Source organism: Ectothiorhodospiraceae bacterium BW-2 (assembly GCA_008375315.1).
Taxonomy (GTDB): Bacteria; Pseudomonadota; Gammaproteobacteria; order Thiohalomonadales; family Thiohalomonadaceae; genus BW-2.
This window is the reverse complement of record CP032507.1, coordinates 1,481,968-1,504,707: the sequence shown is the minus strand read 5'-3', so window position 1 is coordinate 1,504,707 and position 22,740 is coordinate 1,481,968. Positions and strand designations below refer to the sequence as shown.

Sequence of the window (22,740 nt, the reverse complement as noted above, 5' to 3'; positions counted from 1 at the left end):
TCTCACGCTTCGAATCGAGGATGAAGTGGTGTCAAACCATAAACTGCGATATCTCCCAGCGCTGCATCTGCTGCCGCACTCGGTTCAGCGTTTGATTATCGTGGGTTAGTACAAAGAGTACATTACCGACAATCCACGCCGATCCCCGCTCTAACAGGGGTAGAGTCTGCCATAGGGTTCGGCGCTGCTCAGCACGAGGCAGACCGGCAAGGGTATATTTTAGTACGCTCATTTGACTATCTCCCCTCTCTTCTAAAATGTTAAGTATCTATCCTGTTAACATAGATGCAACGGCCATACCGATAGATAACTTAGCGCCATACATATCAGTAACTTAAGTTGAATAAAAGGCTAAAGTTTTGCCACAAAAGCCGCTAAGCGGCACTTTTTTGGCGCTCGCTTCCTAACGCTAAATAGGGGTTGCGACTGTCATGGTGGCGGGGGTAAGATGCCAGCGTAGGGTCGTTAGCAGTTAGTTTCATTTTTTAGAAGGAGTCGCCTAATGGAGAGAGTTCAGAACGCTATTTTGCAACCGGTGCCCGCTGTGGCTCAATTTATCAACTACCAGCTCTGTGGCTATGATCACGCTGCGATTCGGGCGACACTCAACCGTTTAGCCGAGTTTGCCGATGGCGAGCATATCGTGGTCGGTTTGGGCCACACCCTCTTCGCTACCCTCGATAAAAGCCTCCCCGGACTTAGCGAGCTTCCTGTCTATAGCGGCCCGAAGGTGGTGATCCCCTCTACGCCTGCGGCGCTGTGGGTCTGGCTACGCAGCGAGGAGCCGGGGACACTGCTGCACCACCGCCGAGCGCTAGATAGCCTCTTACGGCCACTGTTTGAGCCAGATCTGAGTGTCGATGCCTACACCTACCGCGAAGGGCGTGATTTGACCGGCTATCTTGATGGGACTGAAAATCCAAGCGGTGATAGGGCTAGAGAGGTTGCGCTGATCGATAGTAGCGATCCGGCGCTGCACGGCTCTAGCTTTGTCGCCGTGCAGCAGTGGTTACACCGTCTCGATATCTTTGAGGCGATGTCGCCGCAGCAGCAGGATGAGACGATCGGCCGGCGTATTAGCGATAATGAGGAGATAGAGGAGGCACCCGCATCGGCCCATGTAAAACGCACTGCCCAAGAGTCGTTTGCTCCGGAAGCGTTTATCCTGCGCCGCTCCATGCCTTGGTCCACTCAGCATCGTGCCGGACTGGTGTTTGTCGCCTTCGGCCACTCTCTCGACGCCTACCAGAGCCTGTTACGGCAGATGAGCGGCCAAAATGATGGGATTGTTGATGCCCTGTTTAGCTTTAGCCGCCCGATTAGCGGTAACTTCTTCTGGTGCCCACCACTTGTTGATGGCGGATTAAATCTTCGCGCACTCGGACTCTAAGCTTGTGCTCCACTACCGTATCACCCCGATTAACCCCGAAGCTCACCTATTTGAGGTTGTGCTAACGGTTGAGCGCCCGAATCGGGCTGGAGAGCGTCTCTACCTGCCAGCTTGGATCCCCGGCAGCTATATGATTCGCGATTTTGCTCGCCATATCGTCACCCTCACAGGGGAGGATAGCGCTCGGCAGCCGCTTCGATGCACCAAAATCGACAAACAGAGTTGGCAGTGTGACCCAGCAGAGGGGCCGATTCGGCTTCGCTACCAGATCTACGCCTTCGACCTATCGGTGCGTTCGGCCCATCTTGATGCGAGTCACGGCTACTTTAACGCCACCTCGCTCTGCCTATCGGTCGCAGATCAGGCGCATTCGCCGCACCAGATCACCCTCTTACCGCCGCCGCGAGAGTATGGTGCTCAGTGGCGGGTCGCCACCACCCTTCCTCGTATTGAGGGGGAACCGTGGCAGTTTGGTAAGTTTGAAGCGGCAGGGTATGAGGAGTTAATCGATCATCCGGTGGAGATGGGTACCTTTACACGACACTCTTTTACTGTGGCCGATATCGAACACCATCTAGTCATCACCGGTCGTCACGACTGCGACTGTGAGCGCCTGCTAGCCGATCTACGCGCTATCTGCGCCGCCGAAATAGCTCTATTTGGCTCAGCCCCCTTTAAACACTACCTATTTCAGCTAACGCTAGTCGGCCAGGGTTATGGCGGGCTAGAGCATCGTAGCTCGACCAGTCTCATCGCTAACCGAACCGATCTCCCGTGGCCGGGGATGGGTGACGAGCCGACACTGCCCTCGGGTTATAGCCAGCTACTCGGTCTATGTGCACACGAATATTTTCATAGCTGGAATGTGAAACAGATTAAACCGCAGTCGTTTATCCCCTATCAGCTCGCTCAGGAGAGCTACACCACGCTACTATGGTGGTTTGAGGGGGTCACCTCCTACTACGATGATCTGTTTCTCTGTCGCAGTGAGACGATTACGATCGAGGCCTACCTAGAGCTGCTAGGTAAGACGATAACTCAGGTGGCTCAGGGGAGTGGTCGGTTGAAGCAGAGCGTCGCCGAGTCGAGTTTCGATGCTTGGAGTAAATTTTATCAGCAGAACGAGAACGCCCCTAACGCGATTGTGAGCTACTATAGCAAGGGGAGCCTGATCGCTCTGGCGCTCGATCTATCGCTACGACTCGCTAGTGACCACCAACGGAGTCTAGATAGTGTGCTGCGCTACCTGTGGCACCATGACGGTCAAACTGGCGTGGGGGTTAGCGAAGCTGATCTCTATCGCGCGATTCAAACGGCGACCGGCATCGAGATCGAGGCGCAGCTATCTAGTTGGGTGCACGGTTATGATGATCTACCGCTCGCTTCGCTACTGCTCCCCTTTGGCGTGGCGCTACAGGCGCAACCGCTAGCTAGCCATAGCGATAGTGGTGGGGAGAGTGCACCAACACGGGCTATCAATTGGATCGGGATTCGGGTAAAAAATAGGCCGCAGCTCACGGTAACGCAGGTGCTAGATCAGAGTCCGGCCCAGTTCGCCGGAGTCTCAGTCGGTGATCGCCTCCTAGCACTGAACGGGCTAGAGCTGACTGCCGATAACTGGGAGCAGCGGCTAAACCGACTCCCCGCTGAGAGTGAGGCTATGCTTACTCTGTTTCGCGATGATCTGTTGCTGCAACTGCCGCTAACGCTGCGCCGAGCACCCGATCAAGTCTGGCGTGTCGAATTACTCGATAAGCCTACCGCTTCGCAGCAGCAGCAGCGACAGCAGTGGTTACGCCCCCCTCTCTCTCTACCATAGGGCTAATATGTGTCAACCGATAATATTCTCTATCTCACTCCTAGAGATCCGCAGCAGCGACTCAACCTATCACAGCAGATAGAGCCGCTACTGCAACAGCTACAGCTCATTAGCACGCCGTTGCTGTTTCGGGGGCAGAGCCACTATCGTCCGGGGGAGAAGCTATTTGACCATCTCACCTTTCTCGGCTGCTCGCCGGTGGTCGCTCTCGGTGAATTAGGTGCTACCGGCGAGGAGTTTTGCCATATTGAGCTGCAATCCTCTGCTCAGCTCGCTTTCATCGGCGGGCAGAATGTGAAACCGTTACGCTGTCGGGAGTGTCAACACGCCACTGCTGCTTGGCGGCCTTTTATAGAGCAGTGGCAGCACTCTCCTCTCGATAGTCGGTGGTATTGTGAACAGTGCCACCAGCCACACGACCTGCTCACCACTCCATGGCGAAAGTCGGCCGCCTTTGGCCACAGCTTTGTTAAAATTTGGGGGGTCTTCGAAAGTGAAGCGATCCCCTCTCCTCAGCTAATGGAGCAGTTAGGCCAAGTGACTGCTACTCCATGGCACCACTTCTACTTTCGGGGTGATAATGATCAAGGCGTCTATACTCACTGTTGATTGGACTATATAATTGGCTGGTTAAATCACGCCAAAACGGCGATAATCACCGCCGGTGAGGCTATTTTAGCTTATAACCGCTATTCGATATCTATTGGCTTAACCATTTGAAGGAGCAGATAAAAGGTGGGTCATGCTGTTGTCAAAAAGAAAAGTCTCTCGGCGGAGGAGCATGCTGTGATTTTGCTCGAACATGCGACGGCTAAGGAGCAGTGGGACTATCTGCAGGTCGAAGTACCGCCGATGATCCGTAGTCGGGTGCTGGAGACTGCCAAGCTGATCCAGTTCAGCCGCTCGGTACGGGAGCGGATCGGTTTAAAAAAGAACCGCCACTTTTAACGGCTTAAAATTGAGTTAGTCTCCATGGAGTAATTAACAGAGCAAAGATAAAGATAAAGATAAAGGTAATTAATGATGACATTGGAAACGGAGAGTAGAGCAGTCGTTGCTCAGGGTCATACAAGTAAAAAAACTGAGTATGTTGGCTTGATTGTGTTGGATTGGCCAAGAGAGTTTGTAGCGTGAGTGGTTGCTGTGATAACCATTGCGCAGTGGATGCCCTTCGCGTAAGACAGCGGGGAACTCTGCGGGCTGTGCTCGGCATTAATGGCGTTATGTTTGTGGTTATTGTGGTAGCTGCGCTGTATGGAGAGTCAACGGCGCTGCTCGCCGACAGTCTTGATAATCTTGGGGATGCTTTGACATACGCTCTTAGTCTGTACGCTGTCTCTCGAAGTGGTACCGTAAAGGCTAAGGTTGCGCTATTTAAGGGGGGGTTAATTTTCTTAGCGGCTTGTTTCGTGGTTGCCCAAGTCATCTACCGGTTTTTCGTTCCGAGCGTGCCTATCTTTGAGGTCATGGGGGTGTTTAGTCTTCTCGGGCTCGTCGCAAACTCTCTCTGTCTCTATCTGCTTTGGCGGCATCGGCACGAAGATGTCAATATGAGTTCGGTGTGGGAGTGTTCACGAAACGATATCGCTTCAAATCTATCGGTTTTTATTGCGGCTGGAGCGGTCTGGTACACCGGATCGGGCTGGCCTGATGTTGTGGTGGCGCTAGCTCTTGCATGGCTGCTATTGCGCTCTTCGATTCGAGTCATCTCGTCAGCTATGGCTGAGCTTCGTACAGCAGCCTGAACAGGGAGCAGTTAACAGTTAATGGTCTGTTAATTGGGCCTCTATAGCAAAGTTGCTTATGGCGGTTTTACCGATCAATATCAGGGTCAGATAACCTAGTTAGCACATTTTGCGCAGCATTCTGATCCGCCTGTAATACAACCCCATCGAAACAGGTGGGTCTTTTACCCATCTGCCGATTGAGCTCTGTTATCGAGTGACTCGTTTTAGCCGTCTGTTTTGATTTCGGGGTAGCTCTTTTAGATTACCCCTATTACCGTGACATCTCTCCTAATTACGGCTCAAACTGACAAAAATTGTCAGTCGTGGGCTGCCATTTTTTGTCAGTTGCGCTCAATAGCGTTAAATCGGTCACAGAATCGGTGGCTGTTATGTTGGCACAGAACCTGCTTTAAGTTGGCACATGGAATAATCTGACAGGATGTCAAAGTTCTCAATTTAGCTAAATTTTTTGAATCAAAAGGTGATTATTATGATGACTATCAAGAAAACTCAGGGTTTTACCCTTATCGAATTGATGATCGTGGTTGCGATTATTGGTATTTTGGCTTCTGTGGCTTTGCCGGCTTATCAGACTTATACTAAGCGGGCTAAATTTTCGGAAGTTGTTCTAGCCGCTTCGTCTATCAAGCAGGCAGTTGAGCTCTGCTATCAAACAAAGGCTGCCATTAACACTGGTGCTTTAGCTGATTGCGATACTTCAACCGAAGTTGGTGTGAACCTAGCTAACGCAGCAGCTGGTCCAAATGTTACTTCTGTCTCTTATACAGGTGGCGCAATTACAGCCACAGCGGTAGGAACATTAGATAGTGCGACTTATATTATGACAGCGTCTGTTCAAAATAATACTATTGTTTGGACGATGAGTGGAACTTGTGCCACTACCGGTCTATGCTAATTAGATAGTTAAATCGATTTAAAGAGGTTCGTAAAAGAACCTCTTTAATTTTAAGAGATGAGATATATTTCGTTTTTTGTTATTTTAACTATATCAATATCAATCTATTCTGCCAGTTTTCCTGGGTTTTTTATTCACGATGATTTTCCTAATATTGTAAATAAAACACAGATTCAAGCTAATGAGATAGGTGAGTTGGCTGCGGCAGCGCTCTCTAATGATAGCGGCCTGCTTAAAAGACCTATTAGCGCCCTATCATTTGCATTAAATTATTTTATATTTAAAACAATAGAACCATGGCACTTTAAGTTAGTTAATATTGCCATTCATTTATGCAATAGTTTGCTATTGTGGCTGTTATTAAATCAAATTATTTACCAGCTTGAAACCAAAAATAGAGCACATCAGCCACAACAATATCATTGGTTTGTGCTGATAATTTTTGCATTATGGGTTCTCCATCCTATTCACCACTCCACTGTGCTCTACTCAGTACAGAGAATGGTTCTTTTTTCAGCTCTTTTTACTTTAACAGGGTTGTTCTGTTATCTTAAATTTCGTACCAGTACAACCTTAAAATCTGCTGCCTTATATCTATTTGGGTTTATTACCTCTCTTGTGTTGGGGCTCTTTTCAAAAGAGAATGCTGCGCTACTTCCCCTCTACTGTCTTGCATTAGAGATTCTACTCTACAAAGGAGATGAAAGTAGGGTTAATAGTAAATTAACGATATTTTTTACTCTCTTTGTTGTTATCCCTGGTATTACTGCGCTATATCTTGTTTTTAGTGGGGATTACCTAAATCTCGCTTACGGTAGTTCTCTGTTTAGCTTGGAGGAGCGTCTTCTTACCGAAACTAGAGTGCTATTTCTATACTTGCAACAAATTATTCTTCCCTCTACTGAGCTGTTTCGTTTTATCTATGTTGATTTCCCTCTTTCTCAATCTTTGACTAATCCTTGGACAACGGCTGCTGCTATATTAGGATTATTAGCCCTATTAGTTTCGGGACTATTGAACCGTTATATTGCAGTTGGGGTGCTGTTTTTCTTGTTTGGTCATCTGCTTGAGTCAACTATTTTTCCATTGGAGCTTGTTTATGAACACCGCAACTATCTGCCCTCTCTTGGTATTCTATTTTTGGTATTGCTTGGATTGATAAAAATCAAACAGTTTTTATCTAAAAAAATTTGTGTTGTTATCGTTGGGATGTATATTGGATTAAATGGTTTCACATTACTTAGTATGGTTTCTGTTTGGAGTGACTATGATATCTATTTAAATTACCTCAATCAAACTTACCCTAATACTTACGCTACACAATATAAGTTGGCTTCGATATATTATAATCAAGCTATCGTTGAAGAGGATAGCGATAAACTGTATCAACAAGCAATAAATGAGAATACAATACTATATGCAATAAATAATTCCAGTATTACTCCATTACTACGAATTTTGAAGTTACAGTCCCAGTTTGAGGATCAAAAAATTGACGAACAAATTATTGCAGATGTTAGACGCTTTTTTACATTTAACCCTATTCGTGCAACCGATGCAACAACTCTTATAGAGATGTTAAAATGTCAAATAGAACAGCTCTGTCAATTTACAGCAGGGCAGGTGCAAACTATTTTTGAACCGGTACTTAGTAGCCAAAAAATTTCAGCAAAAGTTAAATCGATTATTCTATTCGAGTTAAGCCGATATTTTTATTACTCGCTCCAAAATTACCAAAACGCACTCCAATTAGCCTTCGAATCGGTAAGCGTACAGCAAAAACCAGAAAACACCGCATTGCTAATTAGTATGCTTTATCAACTCAACCAAAAAACGGCGGCAATCACACAATTAGACAATATTTTGCAGGATGACTATTTTGGTATCAAACGACAACTATATCGTCAACTATTTAAAGATATTCCAGAGTTATATGATCAAATTAATTAAGCCAGTTATCGTTGCTAATTTTCATTGGGTAGTGCTCGCCTCCGTCACTATCTTAGTCGGGCTTATTTATTTTAATGGTCTATTTGGCCCTTTACTTTTAGATGATCAAAAAGAGTTACAGCGATTTTTCAGTCAGAGTGGTAGCGTATTGGCTAGTACCCTATGGAGTGATAGTGGTCAATTAGGCAGGCCTTTATCTATGCTAAGCTTCTCTTTCTCGGCTTGGTTATTTGGCGATCAAATATTTGGTTGGAAACTGACCAATCTTTTACTCCACTCTCTTATTGGCGTTATCATATATCTGTTCACTTTGCGGCTATTACAATTATTCCAGCTTAAAGCCAGTCAACCAAATGGGTGGACAATATCCACGAATCAACTAAAAATTGTTGCGTTAATGGTGGCTACGCTATGGTTGCTACACCCAATCCACGTTAGCACTGTGCTCTATACTGTCCAGCGTATGACCCAACTCTCTGCCTTATGGGTGTTTCTCGCTTTAACTCTCTACGCCCATATTCTCTACTGCTTGCAGCAACAGAAGCTAAACCATAAACAAACAACACCCTATCTGATTTTAATTTGGTTACTCTGTTTCCCTGCAGCTCTATTAAGTAAGGAAAGTGGAGTACTGCTACCTCTTTTTATACTCATTATAAATATCACCATACCATATCATCAGCATTATATAAAACTCAAAAAGATGCAAACTTATCTTGCATTATCAATACTTTTGATTGGTGGTCTATTTCTTTTGTTTAACTTCAATAATTATATTTCAGGGTACGCACTTAGGGAGTTTACGCTAAATGAGAGATTGTTAACCGAATTTAGAGTGATCAGTAGTTACATTAGCATGATTCTGATGCCTACATTGTCCAAGTTCACATTTTTGCATGATGACACTATTATCTCCAGTTCTCTACTATTCCCACCGACAACATTATACTCATTAATATTTATAGTTGGGGTTGCGGTTTCTGCATTATTACTCTTCAGATATCAGCCGCTAATTTCATTTGGGCTATTTTTTTTCTTTGCTGGACATATCCTTGAATCAACTATCTTTCCATTGGAAGTTATGTTTGAGCATCGTAACTATTTGCCAAGTTTTGGAATATTATTAGCTTGCATGGTTCTATTTTTGTCCGTTTTAAGCTTAACCAATAAGGTAAAAGCTATTATATTTTTTATTACTATTTTTCTGTTTGGAATGATGACATTTTACCTGTCTATGGTATGGAGTTCTCAACAATTACTCTATGGACATATACTTCAATATAATCCATCTTCGCCGAGAATGAAGGAGGTTAAAGTTCAGAATTTTATTCATAAACAAAAATATGAAATGGCACTTGAGTTATTGAGAAACAGTGATCGTTATGGTGCTAAAGTTCACCAACTTGTTGTATTATGTGTAAGAGATAAAAAAATAAACGATAATATGATAAATGAGTTGATTTCTACGCTCCCGTCAAAACTTGATGGTTATGCTTTAACCTATTTGGAGGCATTGGCAACTGAGGGTTTAACCCAACGCTGTCAAGTACCAAATAAATCGATAATAGAGCTACTTAATCAAGCCACAAAACTTCCCATGATTTGGGGGACTTATGATGCTGTATTGATGCTGCAACAGGCTCGATTTCAATGGATAAATCTCTTGCAAAGCGAATCCCTCGCAACAGTTAGAAAGATACTCGAAAAATATCCAGATGCAGCAATGGCACCACTTATGGCATCGCTTTGGTTGATTGATAGCCAGCAGATAGAACAAGCCAGAGAGTATTACCAGTTGGGATTTCATGCTTCAACCCTTGCTAATGAAGATTATTCAAGCCTACTAAACAGAGTCGCCCAACAGTTAACGCCATCCCCAATCACAACATCAGGCCAGTAATGCGGCGTCTGCACAAAGCCTCTGTTCCGGTGGCGTGCTCACCGCGATTCTAAAGGCTAACTTAAAACTACGCCGATCTGTGGCCGCCTTTGGCACCAGCGCCAGAACGATTCGGTCACCTGCTCGACCAGCATACCGAGCCCCTGAGTGTCAAGATACCCTGAGACCACCCCTGATGAGAAATGAATGTAGAATCAGGGGGGCAACAGAGGAGATACACGATGCCCAAAGATACTACCGTTTTACCCTCCAACGAGGTTACCGACCCCGATGAAGAGAAGCGCTCCTACCGCAAATTTAGTGAGGAAGAGAAGCTTCGGATCCTAGCAGAAGCAGAGCAGTGCAAGGAGCCGGGTCAGCTAGGCGAGCTGCTGCGCAAAGAGCAGATCTACAGCTCCCATCTGACCAAATGGCGCCGACAACTGCAAGCACAGGGGCAGGCTGGCCTGAAAGGGAAACAGAGTGGTCGCAAACCGAGCCTAGACAAGCGAGATAAGGAGATAGAGCGTTTAAAGAAGGAAATTCAGCGTCTTAGCCAACGGTTACAGCAGACCGAAGGGGTGATTGCGCTCCAAAAAAAAGCCTTCAGCTTATTGGAGCAGATGAACACAGAGATAAGCTTATGAGATTAGTTGAAAAAGAGTGCCCCAGTTCGGTGAGCATAAGAGCCGCTTGCGATAGCCTAGCGCTCTCGCGTGCAGGCTACTACCGCCGACAGGCTCCGGTTGTCTCCCCCCGAGCGAGCCTTCCAAGACCCGTCGCAGCCAATGCGCTGAGTGAGGCAGAGAGGCAAGCCGTTCTGGGGCTTTTGAACAGCGAACGATTCTATGACCAACCTCCGGCAGAGATCTATGCTAGCCTGCTGGATGAAGGGAAATATTACTGTTCAATCAGTACGATGTATCGGATCCTTCGTGCTAATCAACAGACGGGAGAGCGGCGAGCTCAAAAACCGGCCAAATCACACGCTATCCCCCGATTACGGGCGACCCGCCCGAATGAGGTTTGGACATGGGATATCACTAAGCTTCCCACCACAGAGCAGGGTAACTTCTTGAATCTCTATGTGGTGATGGATCTCTACAGCCGTTTTATTGTGGCTTGGATGGTCTCAAGGAAGGAGAATAGTGAGCTCTCCAAGCTGTTAATCAGTGACGCAGCGGCTCGCTATCGGGTCGCGCTCAGTGGCTTAACACTGCATCAGGATAGAGGTGTGCCGATGACCGCCAGAGGCTATCTCGACTTGATGGCCGAACTGGGGATCACCTGCTCCCACAGCCGTCCACGAGTCAGTAACGACAATCCGTTTAGCGAGAGTCAATTTAAAACACTCAAGCAACAACCCGATTATCCTCAACGATTTACAGGAGTTGACCATGCCAGAATATGGTTTAGTGACTATGTTGACTGGTACTGTTTCCACCACCACCATCGAGGGATTGCGTGGTTCACTCCAGAGCAGGTATTTACCGGTCGTTACAAGGAGGTTAGCGAGCAGCGTGAACAGGCGCTGAAGCAGGCCTATCAGCAGCATCCGAAACGCTTTATTCATGGTGAGCCCAAGGTTAAGCAACCCCCTACTGAGGTATGGATTAACCCCGCTCTACCGGAGGAGGGGGTGGGGTCGCTGGAGGTCAACTATCCAACCCTGAATAGAGCGAAGGAGAGATGAGTGACGGTGCCGCTAGTGGGTCTATCGTCGATGGCTTTAGCCGGTTGTGGTGGCTGAATGACAGAGCGTTATCCATAGCCCGCCCCCCGGAGACCCCCTTATTATCGTAGGGGGGCGGGCTGTGGGTAACGCGGTGCAGGAGGGAGGTTCCTAGATTAGGGGTTGCAGTTCGCCTTGCAGCTCCCCCTTGCTGAAGGGCTTGGCTCTTGCGGCAAAGGGCCATGAGGGTCATGTTCGCTCCTTGTTGCGTCATGACTCAACATAGGCGAAATTTGCCGGTGAGGGCAGTGGCAATCACCGGCTAGATTTAGAGCTTTATTTTTTTAACAACTGGTCTCAAATTACTTGACAGCTTCCGGAGCATAGCGGGGGAGAGGATTGTAGAGGGGAAAGACGGGGGAGTCATGCCTTTTATGAGGGTGACGAAACAATGAACAGAGCCCCCTCAACAACCCTCCACAATAAATCACCATCCCCAACAAAACCCACCCCATCAACCGTCTCCTTCAAAGCCGCAACACACTCCTCATAACCACCATTAGCCTCTCTCAAACTCAACTGACAACTCTCCACCCCAAACCGGAGCAGATGCTTCTTCCCCCACCACTTACGACTCCCTAACAGCGTTAATGCCGCCGAATCGTTACGAATATAGACCGTAGTGCAGACCACATCATAAGCCGGCGCGAGTTTAACCGCATCTGCACCACTATAAATCAGGCCAAAATTTTTCAAATGAGCATCGCCGTTTTGTAACAGATTATTAATAACCACCATTTTAAAAAACTGAATCAGCGACTCTTTTTTATACTGTGGCGACACAAAGGCACGAATCGTTTTAGCAACCTGCTCATAGCTGCCGTCATACTTCTCATCCCGATGTTTGGCCTGTAGCGCACACATATCTTCAAACCCCAACACCGTGCCATCATCGAGCAGATCAAACCGGCGCATAATAAACAGCCGTTGATCGTCTGAAAGATAGAAATCGGGTACCGCGACACCGGCCCGCTTAACCACCGACATACAAAAATACTCATTTAAGGCTAGCTGCGGATAGTCACTACCCCACGACTTAACAATATAGTGCTCCATCTTCAAAGTAGCGCGATTTTTAACCAAAATGACCACCTTCGGCTGCACACCACTAACCGCCGAGTGTAGCGCAAAGCGCTCAACCAACTCCTGAAACAGATCGCCACGATGAGGGTGTAGCAGATCATCTAAGGTTAACTGTTCGGCTGGATATCGACTCTCCCCAAAAGTGATCCGGCCACGGACCGAGGGGGCGATTAGCTGTAGCAGCCCAAAATCGTCCTTAAACCCGACTTTACTCAAGTGCTTTTTGATAACCGCCAGCAGATACCCCTCCGGCAGATGCATCTCAAACAGCGGGTGGAGCCGATGGTATTGATAGTCCGCCACTCTTACCGGCATGGTTAACGAAATAAACTGATCCGGCTGCGTAGTATGGTAGCGATAGAGATAGCTACCCGACTCACACAGCAGCGTACCGGCTAACTGGTGATTAATCTTAACTGCCAGAGTGCTTTTCACGCAGCAGCTCCTCAAAGACCGGAAAGGGAGAGCGCTCACGAGTCACCAGCTCATGTCCAAGGTAGTCGAGAATTTGCAGCACCTTTCTTAGGCCGATATCGGGGCTCACACCCCGCTCAAAATTACTCAGGGTTGCGCGGGCAATATGGATATCGCGGCACAACTGCTGCTGCGATATCCGTTTCGCTTTGCGTAACTGCGCTATTGTTTGACCAATTTCAGTGTAATCCATCTACCACCCCTTTTGTTTTTGTCTAAAATATGAGTCATAACGGTGGCTTAGTTTAGTTTTGTCTGTTATTTTAGTCAAATAGGGGTTAGGGGATACTCAGTTTCAGTATAGGTACTTTGATGATCAATACGCTCTTCAATTATCTCTAAAACAGCCTGCTCTGGTGTTTGTCCGGTAAAGGTCGCAAAGTTAGTGATCTTTTGTTGAAGTTCATCTGAAATATTAATCAAGCCTTGGCGCTGGAACTGGATTGCCTACCCCAGCATCGCCGCGATGGGGGGGCATGGGGGTGGGCTCCTGTTGTTATGCCTAACTCGTCAGTTTGGCAGAAATCTCTATATCTTTTTTTAGCAGGGCGTTAATGATCTCATTTAAAGAAAAGTGCTGTCCTTTTGTTCGCAATTTTTGAACAAAAAAAGCCTTAACTTCTTTATCCAAATAGATCGGAACATCTAACTCTTCCAAGGGTCTGTAAAATTTTCCCTGCTCTGCGTTGGTAAAATCATATTCATCTTTCATTTGGGACACCTCTCGTAATACATCTGCTTTTCTCTCGTTGTCGCTTTTCTGGCACTAATAATTCTTACAAATTCGGTAGCATCGTCTGTTTTAAATGTATGAACAACAATCAGAATAATCTCGTTTAACGATTTACCCAACAGTATCCATCGGTCTTCGTCGTTAGAGTGTTCATCGTCATAGCTATTTAATGCAAAAGGGTCTGCAAAAACATAGGAAGCCTCCTCAAAAGAAACCCCGTGTTTTTGTATGTTTATCGCCTCTTTTCCTATATCCCATTCAAATTTCATGGTTGGTTATTCTATGTGTTTTATATATAATACTTAAGCTCAGCGGTGCGCGCCCTTAGCGCGTCCGCTTTAGCTTTTAGTTAGTACTTTATTCACGCGATCAATAAACCCGAAGAACCGCAGCATTTCTTGTATTTCTTGCCACTACCACATGGACAAGGTTCATTTCCACCAATTTTTATTGATGCCGCCGGTTGAGCCGGATTCAACAATTTATCTAAGTCCGAAATATATTCTGGCTTGTCTAGTTCAAATTCAATGATGTAGTGCCATCCATGCTCAGCACATGTTTCGGCAACGTATCTTGCTTTTTCGTCAGTATGCACGCGAACAATAATCGGTCTTTTCTTTGAGCCTAATTTTGCCATTTTGATCTCTTTATGCCTAGTTTATCTCTGTTGGTGGTAACAAATTATTAATCCGATCCGTATAACTCGGTTTCAGGCCCGTCTATTTCCTCTTCCTGACAGCCAAAACCGCGATTAGCTAACGGGTTAACTCCGGAATTAGCCGGATCACCAGAAATCGCTGATCATTCACAAAGCTCTGGCTATCTACCCAAACAAGTATATCAACCCCGCATCTTCTGTCCAGCCCAAAACCCTGAAATATACCAGCGTGCGCAGAAAACTATCAATAAACAGTGTGGCAAACAAAGTCTGGCTGAGTTGAGGGCATTTACCAAGCTATGCAAGTAAAACTTCGCCTGCGACGCTGATGCCCGCCAAGCGTTGACTCAATTTGAAACGACGCTGAAGCTGAATACTCTGAAATCGGGTACCGCGACACCGGCCCGCTTAACCACCGACATACAAAAATACTCATTTAAGGCTAGCTGCGGATAGTCACTACCCCACGATTTAACAATATAGTGCTCCATCTTCAAAGTAGCCCGATTTTTAACTAAAGTGACCACCTTCGGCTGCACACCACTAACCGCCGAGTGTAGCGCAAAGCGCTCAACCAACTCCTGAAACAGATCGCCACGATGAGGGTGTAGCAGATCATCTAAGGTTAACTGTTCGGCTGGATATCGACTCTCCCCAAAAGCGATCCGGCCACGGATCGAGGGGGCGATTAGCTGTAGCAGCCCAAAATCGTCCTTAAACCCGACTTTACTCAAGTGCTTTTTGATAACCGCCAGCAGATACCCCTCCGGCAGATGCATCTCAAACAGCGGGTGGAGCCGATGGTATTGATAGTCCGCCACTCTTACCGGCATGGTTAACGAAATAAACTGATCCGGCTGCGTAGTATGGTAGCGATAGAGATAGCTACCCGACTCACACAGCAGCGTACCGGCTAACTGGTGATTAATTTTAACGGCCAGAGTGCTTTTCACGCAGCAGCTCCTCAAAGACCGGAAAGGGAGAGCGCTCACGAGTCACCAGCTCATGTCCAAGGTAGTCGAGAATTTGCAGCACCTTTCTTAGGCCGATATCGGGGCTCACACCCCGCTCAAAATTACTCAGGGTTGCGCGGGCAATATGGATATCGCGGCACAACTGCTGCTGCGATATCCGTTTCGCTTTGCGTAACTGCGCTATTGTTTGACCAATTTCAGCGTAATCCATCTACCACCCCCTCTGTTTTTGTCTAAAATATGAGTCATAACGGTGGCCTAGTTTAGTTTTGTCTGCTATTTTAGTCAAATAGGGGTTAGGGGTTAGGGGTTAGGGGTTAGTTATGTGGTGCGTACACATATATAATATGACTAAATTAATGTGGAGCAAAAAACAGATTGTTAATGACTATTAAACTAATTAGAACGGATGATGATCTAAAAGAGGCGTTTTATCAATTAGAACAGGTATTTCAAGCAAAAAGTGGAACACCAGAGGCGGATGAGATGGAGATTTTGGTTACTCTAATTGAAGCTTATGAAAAATAAGCACTACCCTATAATGCCACCTGAACCGGTTGAAGCGAGTTTTTCTATGCCTTTAAGTGCCAGCTAATCATCAATTAACTCTTTTGTCTCAAACAAGCCATTACGAATATCTTTGATTGCTTTGTCTAGTCTCTTTTGGTTATTGCTGGATTTCATCAGATACTCAGTTTCAGTATAGGCACTTTGATGATCAATACGCTTTTCAATTATCTCTAAAACAGCCTCAGGGGATCAACGCGGGTGGCCGGGATTTGCCGGGTGTGACAGAGTTGGAAGGTGCTACGAGAAGCATAGATCTACCCCATAACACCCACTAAAGAGGCTGTGGGGGAGGCTCCCACGGCCTACTCATCCAGCCCGCCAGATGATATCGTCCTCTCTGTCGCGTAGATCATCTGCGACATAGCTGCCACTCATCTTCTCTAGGGTGCTTAAATCGAGTTGGCACACCCACTCTTCATCCATGAAACCGGTCAGTAGATCCCGCACCATTTGCGGATGCGAGAAAAGCAGCTTATAGCTGTTATCGTGTTGCCCCATCTTCCCCGTTGCTTGTTTATCGTTTAACCAACAATTGTGTAGCGTTCTACCCTTGTTGGGCACGCTGCGCTTTGCCCAACCTACGCGGAGTCCACGCTCACAAGTACCTGCTCTAGTGTTGGGGCATCCAATACTCTATCTGTCCAGCACTCAAGCTCTGCAAGCGTTGCACTATAGAGACGGCTTCGCAGCTCATCGGGTAACTCACCAAATCGCTTGCGCAGTAGTCGTTCCAGTACGGCAGCTTCGCCCTTTAATTGACCCAGCTCCATCCCCTGCAACTTCCACTCTTCAGTCCACTCAATCACTCTTTCAGCTAACACCGTTTTCACCTCCAGTAGATCGCCCATATCCGGCAGGTCCACTCCGGGTAGCCGTCCCGGTAGTAACACCCGTTTAATCCAGACCACAAAAGCTCGCCTGAGCGAACTCTGTTCCGGCTCATGTAGCCACTCAACTAATGCGCCGATCACCTGCTGTAACTGTTGTGGCGTCGGGCTCTTTTCTAATCGAATCAGCGCGGCGACTAAGTTCTGCACCGACCAAGGGCCACTTTCGTCTATCGCCATTTCATCAATTAACAGATAGCGTAGCTTTGGGGTAAACGCTTGCAGTTTCAGCGGAGCCGGCTCGATTAAATCGGCAATATCGGTCGCTGCCGACCACCGATCCCGACCATTGTAGAGCACTATCGGTAACACCGGTGGTAACTTTTTCTTCTTCTTTAACCGGCCCTGATGAATCAAATCCTGATAGAGCAGACCCAGGTAGGTCATCACCCGCACCGACATCCATTTATCGATACTCGATTGAAACTCTAACAGCAGATAGAGGTAGAGCCAGCGCCCCTTAAACCGAACCCGCCAGATGATATCATCCTCTCTGTCGCGTAGATCATCTGCGACATAGCTGCCACTCATCTTCTCTAGGGTGCTTAAATCGAGTTGGCGCACCCACTCTTCATCCATGAAACCGGTCAGTAGATCCCGCACCATTTGCGGATGCGAGAAAAGCAGCTTATAGCTGTTATCGTGTTGCCCCATCTTCCCCGTTGCTTGTTTATCGTTTAACCAACAATTGTGTAGCGTTCTACCCTTGTTGGGCACGCTGCGCTTTGCCCAACCTACGCGGAGTCCACGCTCACAAGTACCTGCTCTAGTGTTGGGGCATCCAATACTCTATCTGTCCAGCACTCAAGCTCTGCAAGTGTTGCGCTATGGAGACGGTTCCGCAGCTCATCGGGTAACTCGCCAAATCGCTTGCGCAGCTGTCGTTCCAGTACGGCAGCTTCGCCCTTTAATTGACCCAGCTCCATCCCCTGCAACTTCCACTCTTCAGTCCACTCAATCACTCTTTCAGCTAACACCGTTTTCACCTCCAGTAGATCGCCCATATCCGGCAGGTCCACTCCGGGTAGCCGCCCCGGTAGCCCCTACGAAACCCGGGTTTTGTTCATCGTCTCGTCACCCTCATGAGGCATGATTCCCTCGCCTTTCCTCTCCGCCTCTCCCAGCGGGAAGGGGGTGGAGGGGAGCTGACGAAGAGATGAACAAGGCCAGTCGTAACAACCACTGTTTGACCAATTTCGGCGTAATCCATCTACCCCCCCTCTTTTTTGTCTAAAATATGAGTCATAACGGTGGCTTAGTTTAGTTTTGTCTGTTATTTTAGTCAATCAGAGTTGAAGCTATCCGATTTAAAGAGCTATTTCAGATGTCTGTTTTAGGCGATGTTGCTTTCTCTTCAAAGTAGCTCACATCGAATGAATCTGCTCAATGACCGCTTTAGTCTGTGGCCGTTTTTGGCGCCAGCGCCAGAACGATTCGGCCGCCTGCTCGACCAGCATACCGAGCCCGTCGCTGCTCTGAACCCCTCGCTCCGCTGCCCAACGCATAAAAGGGGTCGGTTCGGCACTATACATCATATCGTAGCAGAAGCTCTGCCCTGTCAGCAGACTGTCGGGTAGTGGCGGTAGTTCGCCTGCTAAACTGGCCGAGGTGCCGTTAATAATAATCTCAAACGGCGCGACACGATTGAGCGCCTCATAGCCCCCCCCATTGATACTTCCGTGCGGCTGAAACTGCTCAGCTAGCGCTTCGGCACGAGAGGGGGTGCGGTTAGCAAGGGTGATATGGAGGGGCTGCTGCTCCAATATTGGCCCGAGCACACCGCGCACCGCCCCTCCGGCACCTAAAATCAGTATCCGCTTACCCGCTAGAGTCTGCTGTTGATTTTGCTGGAGATCGGTGACTAGGCCGACACCGTCGCTATTATCGCCCTCAATGGCGTGATTATCGTGTAGCAGCAGCGTATTGACCGCCCCAGCAAGTCGGGCGCGTGGGGTGAGCGTATCGGCTAGCGCGAATGCCTCCTCTTTAAAGGGGACAGTGACATTGAGCCCCCGACCACCACTGGCGTGAAAGTTGCCGACTGCCTGCGCAAAGCCGCCTAAATCGACTAAAATAGCGCTATAGTCGATCCGTTCGCCACACTGCTGCGCAAAGAGCTGATGAATTTGGGGCGAGCGGCTGTGGCTAATCGGATTACCCATGACGGCATAACGCGCCGGAGGAGCATCGAAGTCGAGTAGTGACACGGTTGAACTATCCTTAAGTTTAATGTGGTGCGCTTTCAGCCAGCCATTCGGCGGCCTCTTTGGCGTAGTAGGTCAAGATGGCATCACAGCCGGCGCGTTTAAATGAGAGCAGCAGCTCCATCGCTGTCGCTCGTTCATCGAGCCAGCCATGTTGAGCCGCCGCTTTGAGCATCGCATACTCACCGCTGACATGGTAGGCCAGTGTCGGTACGGCAAACTGATCTTTTATCGCCCGAATCACATCGAGGTAGGGGAGGCCGGGTTTTATCATCACCATATCAGCCCCCTCATCGAGATCGAGCGCGACCTCATGCATCGCTTCGTTGAGATTGGCCGGATCCATCTGATAACTGCGCTTATCAGCGCTGCCTAAACGGGTGGCCGAGCCGACCGCCTCACGAAACGGGCCGTAGAAGGCGGAGGCGTATTTGGCCGCATAGGAGAGGATACGAGTATGGATATGACCGCAGCGCTCTAACCCTTCACGAATCTCCCCAATTCTACCATCCATCATATCGGAGGGGCCGACCACATCGGCACCCGCCTCGGCGTGGGAGACCGCCTGCCGTACCAAAATTTCGCTAGTTAAATCGTTAACCACATAGCCGCTCTCATCGGTAATACCATCTTGGCCGTGGGTCGTGAAGGGATCGAGGGCGACATCGGTCATAATACCAAGCTCAGGGTACTCCTGTTTGAGTGCCCGCACGGCACGCTGAACTAACCCTTCGGAGTTGAACGCTTCGGCGGCATCAAGACTCTTCTTCTCTGTGGGGACGACCGGAAACAGCGCGATCATCGGTATGCCGAGCTGGAGCAGTCGTTCGGCCTCTGCTCGTAGCTGATCGATCGAGAGCCGCTCAATGCCCGGCATGGAGGCTACCGGCTGGCGTTCACGACTCCCCTCAACGACGAACATAGGGTAGATTAGATCGTCGCAACTAAGGCGGTTTTCACGCATCAGGCGGCGAGAAAAGTCATCACGGCGCATACGGCGCATTCTGACCCAAGGGAAGGCACCGCGGCGGGTATCGATAGTTTGTGTCATCACTTACTCCTCAATTATCCTCAATTTGCATCAATTGCGTGGCTGGCTAATGCTGGCTGTTGGATGATTAGACGCACCGCCTCAGCTGCGGCATGGAGTCCGAAGCTGGCGGTGACCATGGTAACCGCTCCATAGCCCGTTTGACAATCGAGCGTGGTCGCGGCGCTGCTAGGTTTACGAAAAGTGGTCGCGCCATCGATGGTAGGGTAGCGTGGCTGCTCGGTCGAACTGACACAGGCGACTTGAAATTTGCGTTTCGGGTTGCGGGGGAAGTGGTAGTGGCGGCGCAGTAGCGCACGCACTTTGGCCGCGAGGGGATCACAGCTAGTACGGCTTAAATCGACCACACCAATTTTAGCGGGCTCGATCTGCCCCCCCGCCCCGCCAGTCGTCACGATAGGGAGTCTATGCACTTTGCAGTGGCCAATGAGAGCCGCCTTAATGCTAACCCTATCGATACAGTCGATTACCACCGTCACACCGGCCGGAAGCAGCCGCCCGATGTTGGTTATACTGAGGCGATCATCAATCGCGTTAATATCGCAGTGGGGGTGAATCAGAGCCATGCGCTCGGCCATAACGGCTACTTTGCTCCGCCCTAGGGTCGTCTCTAGGGTATGGAGTTGACGGTTGGTATTGGAGCGGGCGATATCGTCCGGATCGATAAGCGTGAGTGCGCCGATACCGCTACGCACCAGAGCCTCACAACACCAAGAGCCGACGCCGCCGACCCCAATAAGCGCCACATGGGCCTGCTGTAGAGCCTCAGCGCCTAACTGACCGTAGAGACGGGTAATGCCACCGAAGCGTTGTTGATAGTCATCTTGCATAGTGAGTGGAAAATATCTTTAGCGCCTAGCCAAAATGTTGGGGTATGATACCGGTGCTCGGCGCTAGCCGAGCGGGTTTTGAGGTTAATACACAACATTTTCTCTGTAATTAAGGGGTCTTGCAATGAAAAAGCAGTTATGTGGTCTAGCTCTGGCGCTGGCGCTACCGTTTACCGCCCACGCTTGGGAGTATGATATGGCCGAGTTTACCTGTGGAGATATCGATAGTGAAGAGACTGCTGCGATGGTTCTGTTCTGGCTCGATGGCTATATTAGCGCTGAAAAGGACGATACAACCGTTAGTCAGGAGTGGTTTGAGGAGCTAGGCACCATTCTCTCTAGCGGCTGTTATAATGAGCCGACTAAAAAAGTGCTGGATGTGATCTACGAGAAGTATCTCGACTAAGTTTTGTCTGCTAATGCCCCGATTCTACTAACTACCCTCAATGCGCGTTACTCTCATAGCTCATTGGGATTGCGCTATCTGTGGGCGCAGATGGGGCGGCTACGCTCCCGTACACAGCTGCGGGAGTTCACTATCCATCAGCGAGCGGTCGATATTGTTGAACAGCTATTAGCTCAACAGCCGCTGATTATCGGTATCGGCGTCTATATCTGGAATGTGGCGTTAGCGACCGAGATCGTACAGCTAGTCAAGTGCGTAGCCCCTGAGGTGGTGGTTGTGTTGGGAGGGCCTGAAGTCAGCTACGAGTGGCAACAGCAGCCGCTTGTCGCCGCTGCCGACTATCTTATTACCGGTCAGGCCGATCTCGCTTTTGCCGCGCTGTGTGAGCAGCTTCTTGCCGACAAACCGCCGCCGCAGCGAGTGATTGCCGCGCCCGCGCCGAAGCTCACTCAGTTACAGCTCCCCTATGAGGGGTATCACAGAGCAGATATTGCCCATCGGCTAATCTATGTCGAAGCCTCCAGAGGCTGTCCATTTAAGTGCCAATTCTGCCTCTCAGCGCTCGATAGAACGGCGGTATCGTTTCCCTTAGCACCTTTTTTGGCCGCCATGAGCCGCTTATGGCAGCGCGGAGTGCGTCAATTCAAATTTGTTGACCGAACTTTTAACCTAAAACCTGCCACCACGGTAGCGATTTTAGAGCACTTTCTGCCGTGGGCAACTGCGGGGCTAAGGCTCCACTTTGAGCTCATTCCAGATCACCTACCAGAGAGGCTTAAACAGACCATTAGCCGTTTTCCGAGCGGGGTATTACAGTTTGAAATTGGCATTCAGAGCCTCAACTCACAGGTGCTGCAGCGGCTTGAACGCAAACAGAGCCATGAGCGCACCGTGGCCAATTTAGCCTGGCTACAGCAGCAGCAGATCCACCTCCATACCGATCTGATTATCGGCCTGCCGGGGGAGTCACTCGAATCGATTGCCGCCGGCTTCAATACCCTCTGGTCGTTGCAGGTAGCCGAAATTCAGGTAGGGGTACTGAAGCGGCTGCGCGGAGCCCCCATCGTGGCCCAAGATGAGCCGTGGCAGATGCGTTATCTCCCCTACCCGCCCTATACGGTGATCTCCACCAGTGAACTTAACTTTGCTACCCTACAGCGGTTAAGCCGCTTCGGACGCTACTGGGAGATGCTGGGCAACCGTGGCCATTTTCGGCACACCTTGGCGCTTTTTTTACAGGATAACCCCTTTGCACAGTTTCTGGCGCTCAGCGATTGGCTCTATGAGACCACAAGGCAGACCCATAAAATAACCCTCCTACGCCAATTCGAGCTATTGTGGCGTTATGGCGAACAGGTTGCTATTGCGCCGAAACGGCTGCGACAGGCGCTGGCTGAGGACTATCGACACAGTGGTGATAGACTCCCTCGCTGGCTACAATCAGAGCCGAACTAGGC

At 48.8% G+C, this 22,740-nt stretch carries 25 protein-coding genes and 2 pseudogenes; 12 read left to right on the top strand and 15 right to left on the bottom strand.

The annotated features are described in order from the left end of the window. Positions 1 to 31: 31 nt before the first annotated feature. Positions 32 to 232: a hypothetical protein gene (locus D5085_07210; GenBank protein QEP42928.1), complete on the bottom strand. Its 201-nt coding sequence runs from the start codon at positions 230 to 232 to the stop codon at positions 32 to 34. Between the two features lie 270 nt (positions 233 to 502). On the opposite strand from D5085_07210, the gene D5085_07205 reads away from it, so the two are divergent. The 5 genes from D5085_07205 (at position 503) to D5085_07185 (ending at position 4,954) form a co-directional block, all read left to right on the top strand. Next, positions 503 to 1,390, top strand: a complete 888-nt coding sequence (locus tag D5085_07205; GenBank protein ID QEP42927.1) for a Dyp-type peroxidase — start codon at positions 503 to 505, stop codon at positions 1,388 to 1,390. A 4-nt stretch (positions 1,391 to 1,394) separates the two neighbouring features. Next, positions 1,395 to 3,209, top strand: coding sequence for a M61 family peptidase (locus D5085_07200; GenBank protein ID QEP42926.1), 1,815 nt, complete (start codon positions 1,395 to 1,397; stop codon positions 3,207 to 3,209). Between the two features lie 9 nt (positions 3,210 to 3,218). Further along, positions 3,219 to 3,818, top strand: coding sequence for a hypothetical protein (locus D5085_07195; protein ID QEP42925.1), 600 nt, complete (start codon positions 3,219 to 3,221; stop codon positions 3,816 to 3,818). A 126-nt stretch (positions 3,819 to 3,944) separates the two neighbouring features. Continuing rightward, positions 3,945 to 4,157 carry a hypothetical protein gene (locus tag D5085_07190; protein ID QEP42924.1) on the top strand — a complete coding sequence of 71 codons (213 nt, stop codon included), beginning with the start codon at positions 3,945 to 3,947 and terminating at the stop codon, positions 4,155 to 4,157. 182 nt (positions 4,158 to 4,339) lie between these two features. Continuing rightward, entirely contained in the window at positions 4,340 to 4,954 is a 615-nt protein-coding gene (locus tag D5085_07185) for a cation transporter (GenBank protein QEP42923.1), read from the top strand. 70 nt (positions 4,955 to 5,024) lie between these two features. Here the strand turns inward: D5085_07185 and D5085_07180 are convergent. Then, positions 5,025 to 5,108 (bottom strand): annotated as a pseudogene (locus D5085_07180) (transposase). A gap of 327 nt (positions 5,109 to 5,435) precedes the next feature. On the opposite strand from D5085_07180, the gene D5085_07175 reads away from it, so the two are divergent. The 5 genes from D5085_07175 (at position 5,436) to D5085_07155 (ending at position 11,374) form a co-directional block, all read left to right on the top strand. After that, positions 5,436 to 5,852 carry a prepilin-type N-terminal cleavage/methylation domain-containing protein gene (locus tag D5085_07175; protein QEP45085.1) on the top strand — a complete coding sequence of 139 codons (417 nt, stop codon included), beginning with the start codon at positions 5,436 to 5,438 and terminating at the stop codon, positions 5,850 to 5,852. Between the two features lie 57 nt (positions 5,853 to 5,909). Then, positions 5,910 to 7,802: a hypothetical protein gene (locus D5085_07170; GenBank protein QEP42922.1), complete on the top strand. Its 1,893-nt coding sequence runs from the start codon at positions 5,910 to 5,912 to the stop codon at positions 7,800 to 7,802. Next, positions 7,786 to 9,702 carry a hypothetical protein gene (locus tag D5085_07165; GenBank protein QEP42921.1) on the top strand — a complete coding sequence of 639 codons (1,917 nt, stop codon included), beginning with the start codon at positions 7,786 to 7,788 and terminating at the stop codon, positions 9,700 to 9,702. Before D5085_07170 ends, D5085_07165 begins: the two co-directional genes overlap by 17 nt. A 182-nt stretch (positions 9,703 to 9,884) precedes the next feature. Continuing rightward, on the top strand, positions 9,885 to 10,328 hold the full coding sequence (locus D5085_07160; GenBank protein ID QEP42920.1) for a hypothetical protein: 444 nt from the start codon (positions 9,885 to 9,887) through the stop codon (positions 10,326 to 10,328). Continuing rightward, positions 10,325 to 11,374, top strand: a complete 1,050-nt coding sequence (locus D5085_07155) for an IS3 family transposase (GenBank protein QEP42919.1) — start codon at positions 10,325 to 10,327, stop codon at positions 11,372 to 11,374. The genes D5085_07160 and D5085_07155 overlap by 4 nt, the downstream gene beginning before the upstream one ends. 411 nt (positions 11,375 to 11,785) lie before the next feature. On the opposite strand, the gene D5085_07150 is transcribed toward D5085_07155, so the two are convergent. From D5085_07150 to D5085_07090, 13 genes and pseudogenes are all read right to left on the bottom strand, one after another. Further along, the gene (locus D5085_07150) at positions 11,786 to 12,931 is read right to left on the bottom strand and encodes a type II toxin-antitoxin system HipA family toxin (protein QEP42918.1); all 1,146 of its coding nucleotides are present in this window, start codon (positions 12,929 to 12,931) and stop codon (positions 11,786 to 11,788) included. Beyond that, positions 12,909 to 13,163, bottom strand: a complete 255-nt coding sequence (locus tag D5085_07145) for an XRE family transcriptional regulator (protein QEP42917.1) — start codon at positions 13,161 to 13,163, stop codon at positions 12,909 to 12,911. Before D5085_07145 ends, D5085_07150 begins: the two co-directional genes overlap by 23 nt. A gap of 309 nt (positions 13,164 to 13,472) precedes the next feature. Then, positions 13,473 to 13,682, bottom strand: a complete 210-nt coding sequence (locus tag D5085_07140; GenBank protein QEP42916.1) for a hypothetical protein — start codon at positions 13,680 to 13,682, stop codon at positions 13,473 to 13,475. Further along, a complete protein-coding gene (locus tag D5085_07135; protein ID QEP42915.1) occupies positions 13,679 to 13,972 on the bottom strand; it encodes a BrnT family toxin in 294 nt (97 codons plus the stop codon). The genes D5085_07140 and D5085_07135 overlap by 4 nt, the downstream gene beginning before the upstream one ends. 92 nt (positions 13,973 to 14,064) lie before the next feature. Further along, positions 14,065 to 14,340 (bottom strand): hypothetical protein, encoded by a 276-nt coding sequence (locus D5085_07130; protein ID QEP42914.1) that lies wholly within the window; start codon positions 14,338 to 14,340, stop codon positions 14,065 to 14,067. A gap of 368 nt (positions 14,341 to 14,708) precedes the next feature. After that, positions 14,709 to 15,353: a hypothetical protein gene (locus D5085_07125; protein QEP42913.1), complete on the bottom strand. Its 645-nt coding sequence runs from the start codon at positions 15,351 to 15,353 to the stop codon at positions 14,709 to 14,711. Next, the gene (locus D5085_07120) at positions 15,292 to 15,546 is read right to left on the bottom strand and encodes an XRE family transcriptional regulator (protein ID QEP42912.1); all 255 of its coding nucleotides are present in this window, start codon (positions 15,544 to 15,546) and stop codon (positions 15,292 to 15,294) included. Before D5085_07120 ends, D5085_07125 begins: the two co-directional genes overlap by 62 nt. Before the next feature lie 674 nt (positions 15,547 to 16,220). Continuing rightward, positions 16,221 to 16,403, bottom strand: a pseudogene (locus D5085_07115) (transposase). A gap of 80 nt (positions 16,404 to 16,483) precedes the next feature. Next, positions 16,484 to 17,446: a DUF4351 domain-containing protein gene (locus D5085_07110; GenBank protein QEP42911.1), complete on the bottom strand. Its 963-nt coding sequence runs from the start codon at positions 17,444 to 17,446 to the stop codon at positions 16,484 to 16,486. 80 nt (positions 17,447 to 17,526) lie between these two features. Further along, a complete protein-coding gene (locus D5085_07105; GenBank protein QEP42910.1) occupies positions 17,527 to 17,796 on the bottom strand; it encodes a DUF4351 domain-containing protein in 270 nt (89 codons plus the stop codon). Between the two features lie 360 nt (positions 17,797 to 18,156). Further along, complete coding sequence (locus D5085_07100; protein ID QEP45084.1) at positions 18,157 to 18,954, bottom strand: shikimate dehydrogenase; 798 nt, start codon at positions 18,952 to 18,954, stop codon at positions 18,157 to 18,159. A 64-nt stretch (positions 18,955 to 19,018) separates the two neighbouring features. Then, positions 19,019 to 20,047, bottom strand: a complete 1,029-nt coding sequence (gene hemB, locus D5085_07095) for a porphobilinogen synthase (protein ID QEP42909.1) — start codon at positions 20,045 to 20,047, stop codon at positions 19,019 to 19,021. Positions 20,048 to 20,067: 20 nt separating this feature from the next. Continuing rightward, entirely contained in the window at positions 20,068 to 20,877 is an 810-nt protein-coding gene (locus D5085_07090; protein QEP42908.1) for a tRNA threonylcarbamoyladenosine dehydratase, read from the bottom strand. Positions 20,878 to 21,001: 124 nt separating this feature from the next. Between D5085_07090 and D5085_07085 the strand changes: the two genes are divergently transcribed. Together D5085_07085 and D5085_07080 are read left to right on the top strand one after the other, a co-directional pair. Continuing rightward, on the top strand, positions 21,002 to 21,283 hold the full coding sequence (locus D5085_07085) for a hypothetical protein (GenBank protein QEP42907.1): 282 nt from the start codon (positions 21,002 to 21,004) through the stop codon (positions 21,281 to 21,283). 21 nt (positions 21,284 to 21,304) lie between these two features. Beyond that, the gene (locus tag D5085_07080; protein ID QEP45083.1) at positions 21,305 to 22,738 is read left to right on the top strand and encodes a DUF4080 domain-containing protein; all 1,434 of its coding nucleotides are present in this window, start codon (positions 21,305 to 21,307) and stop codon (positions 22,736 to 22,738) included. The last annotated feature ends 2 nt before the right edge of the window (positions 22,739 to 22,740 follow it).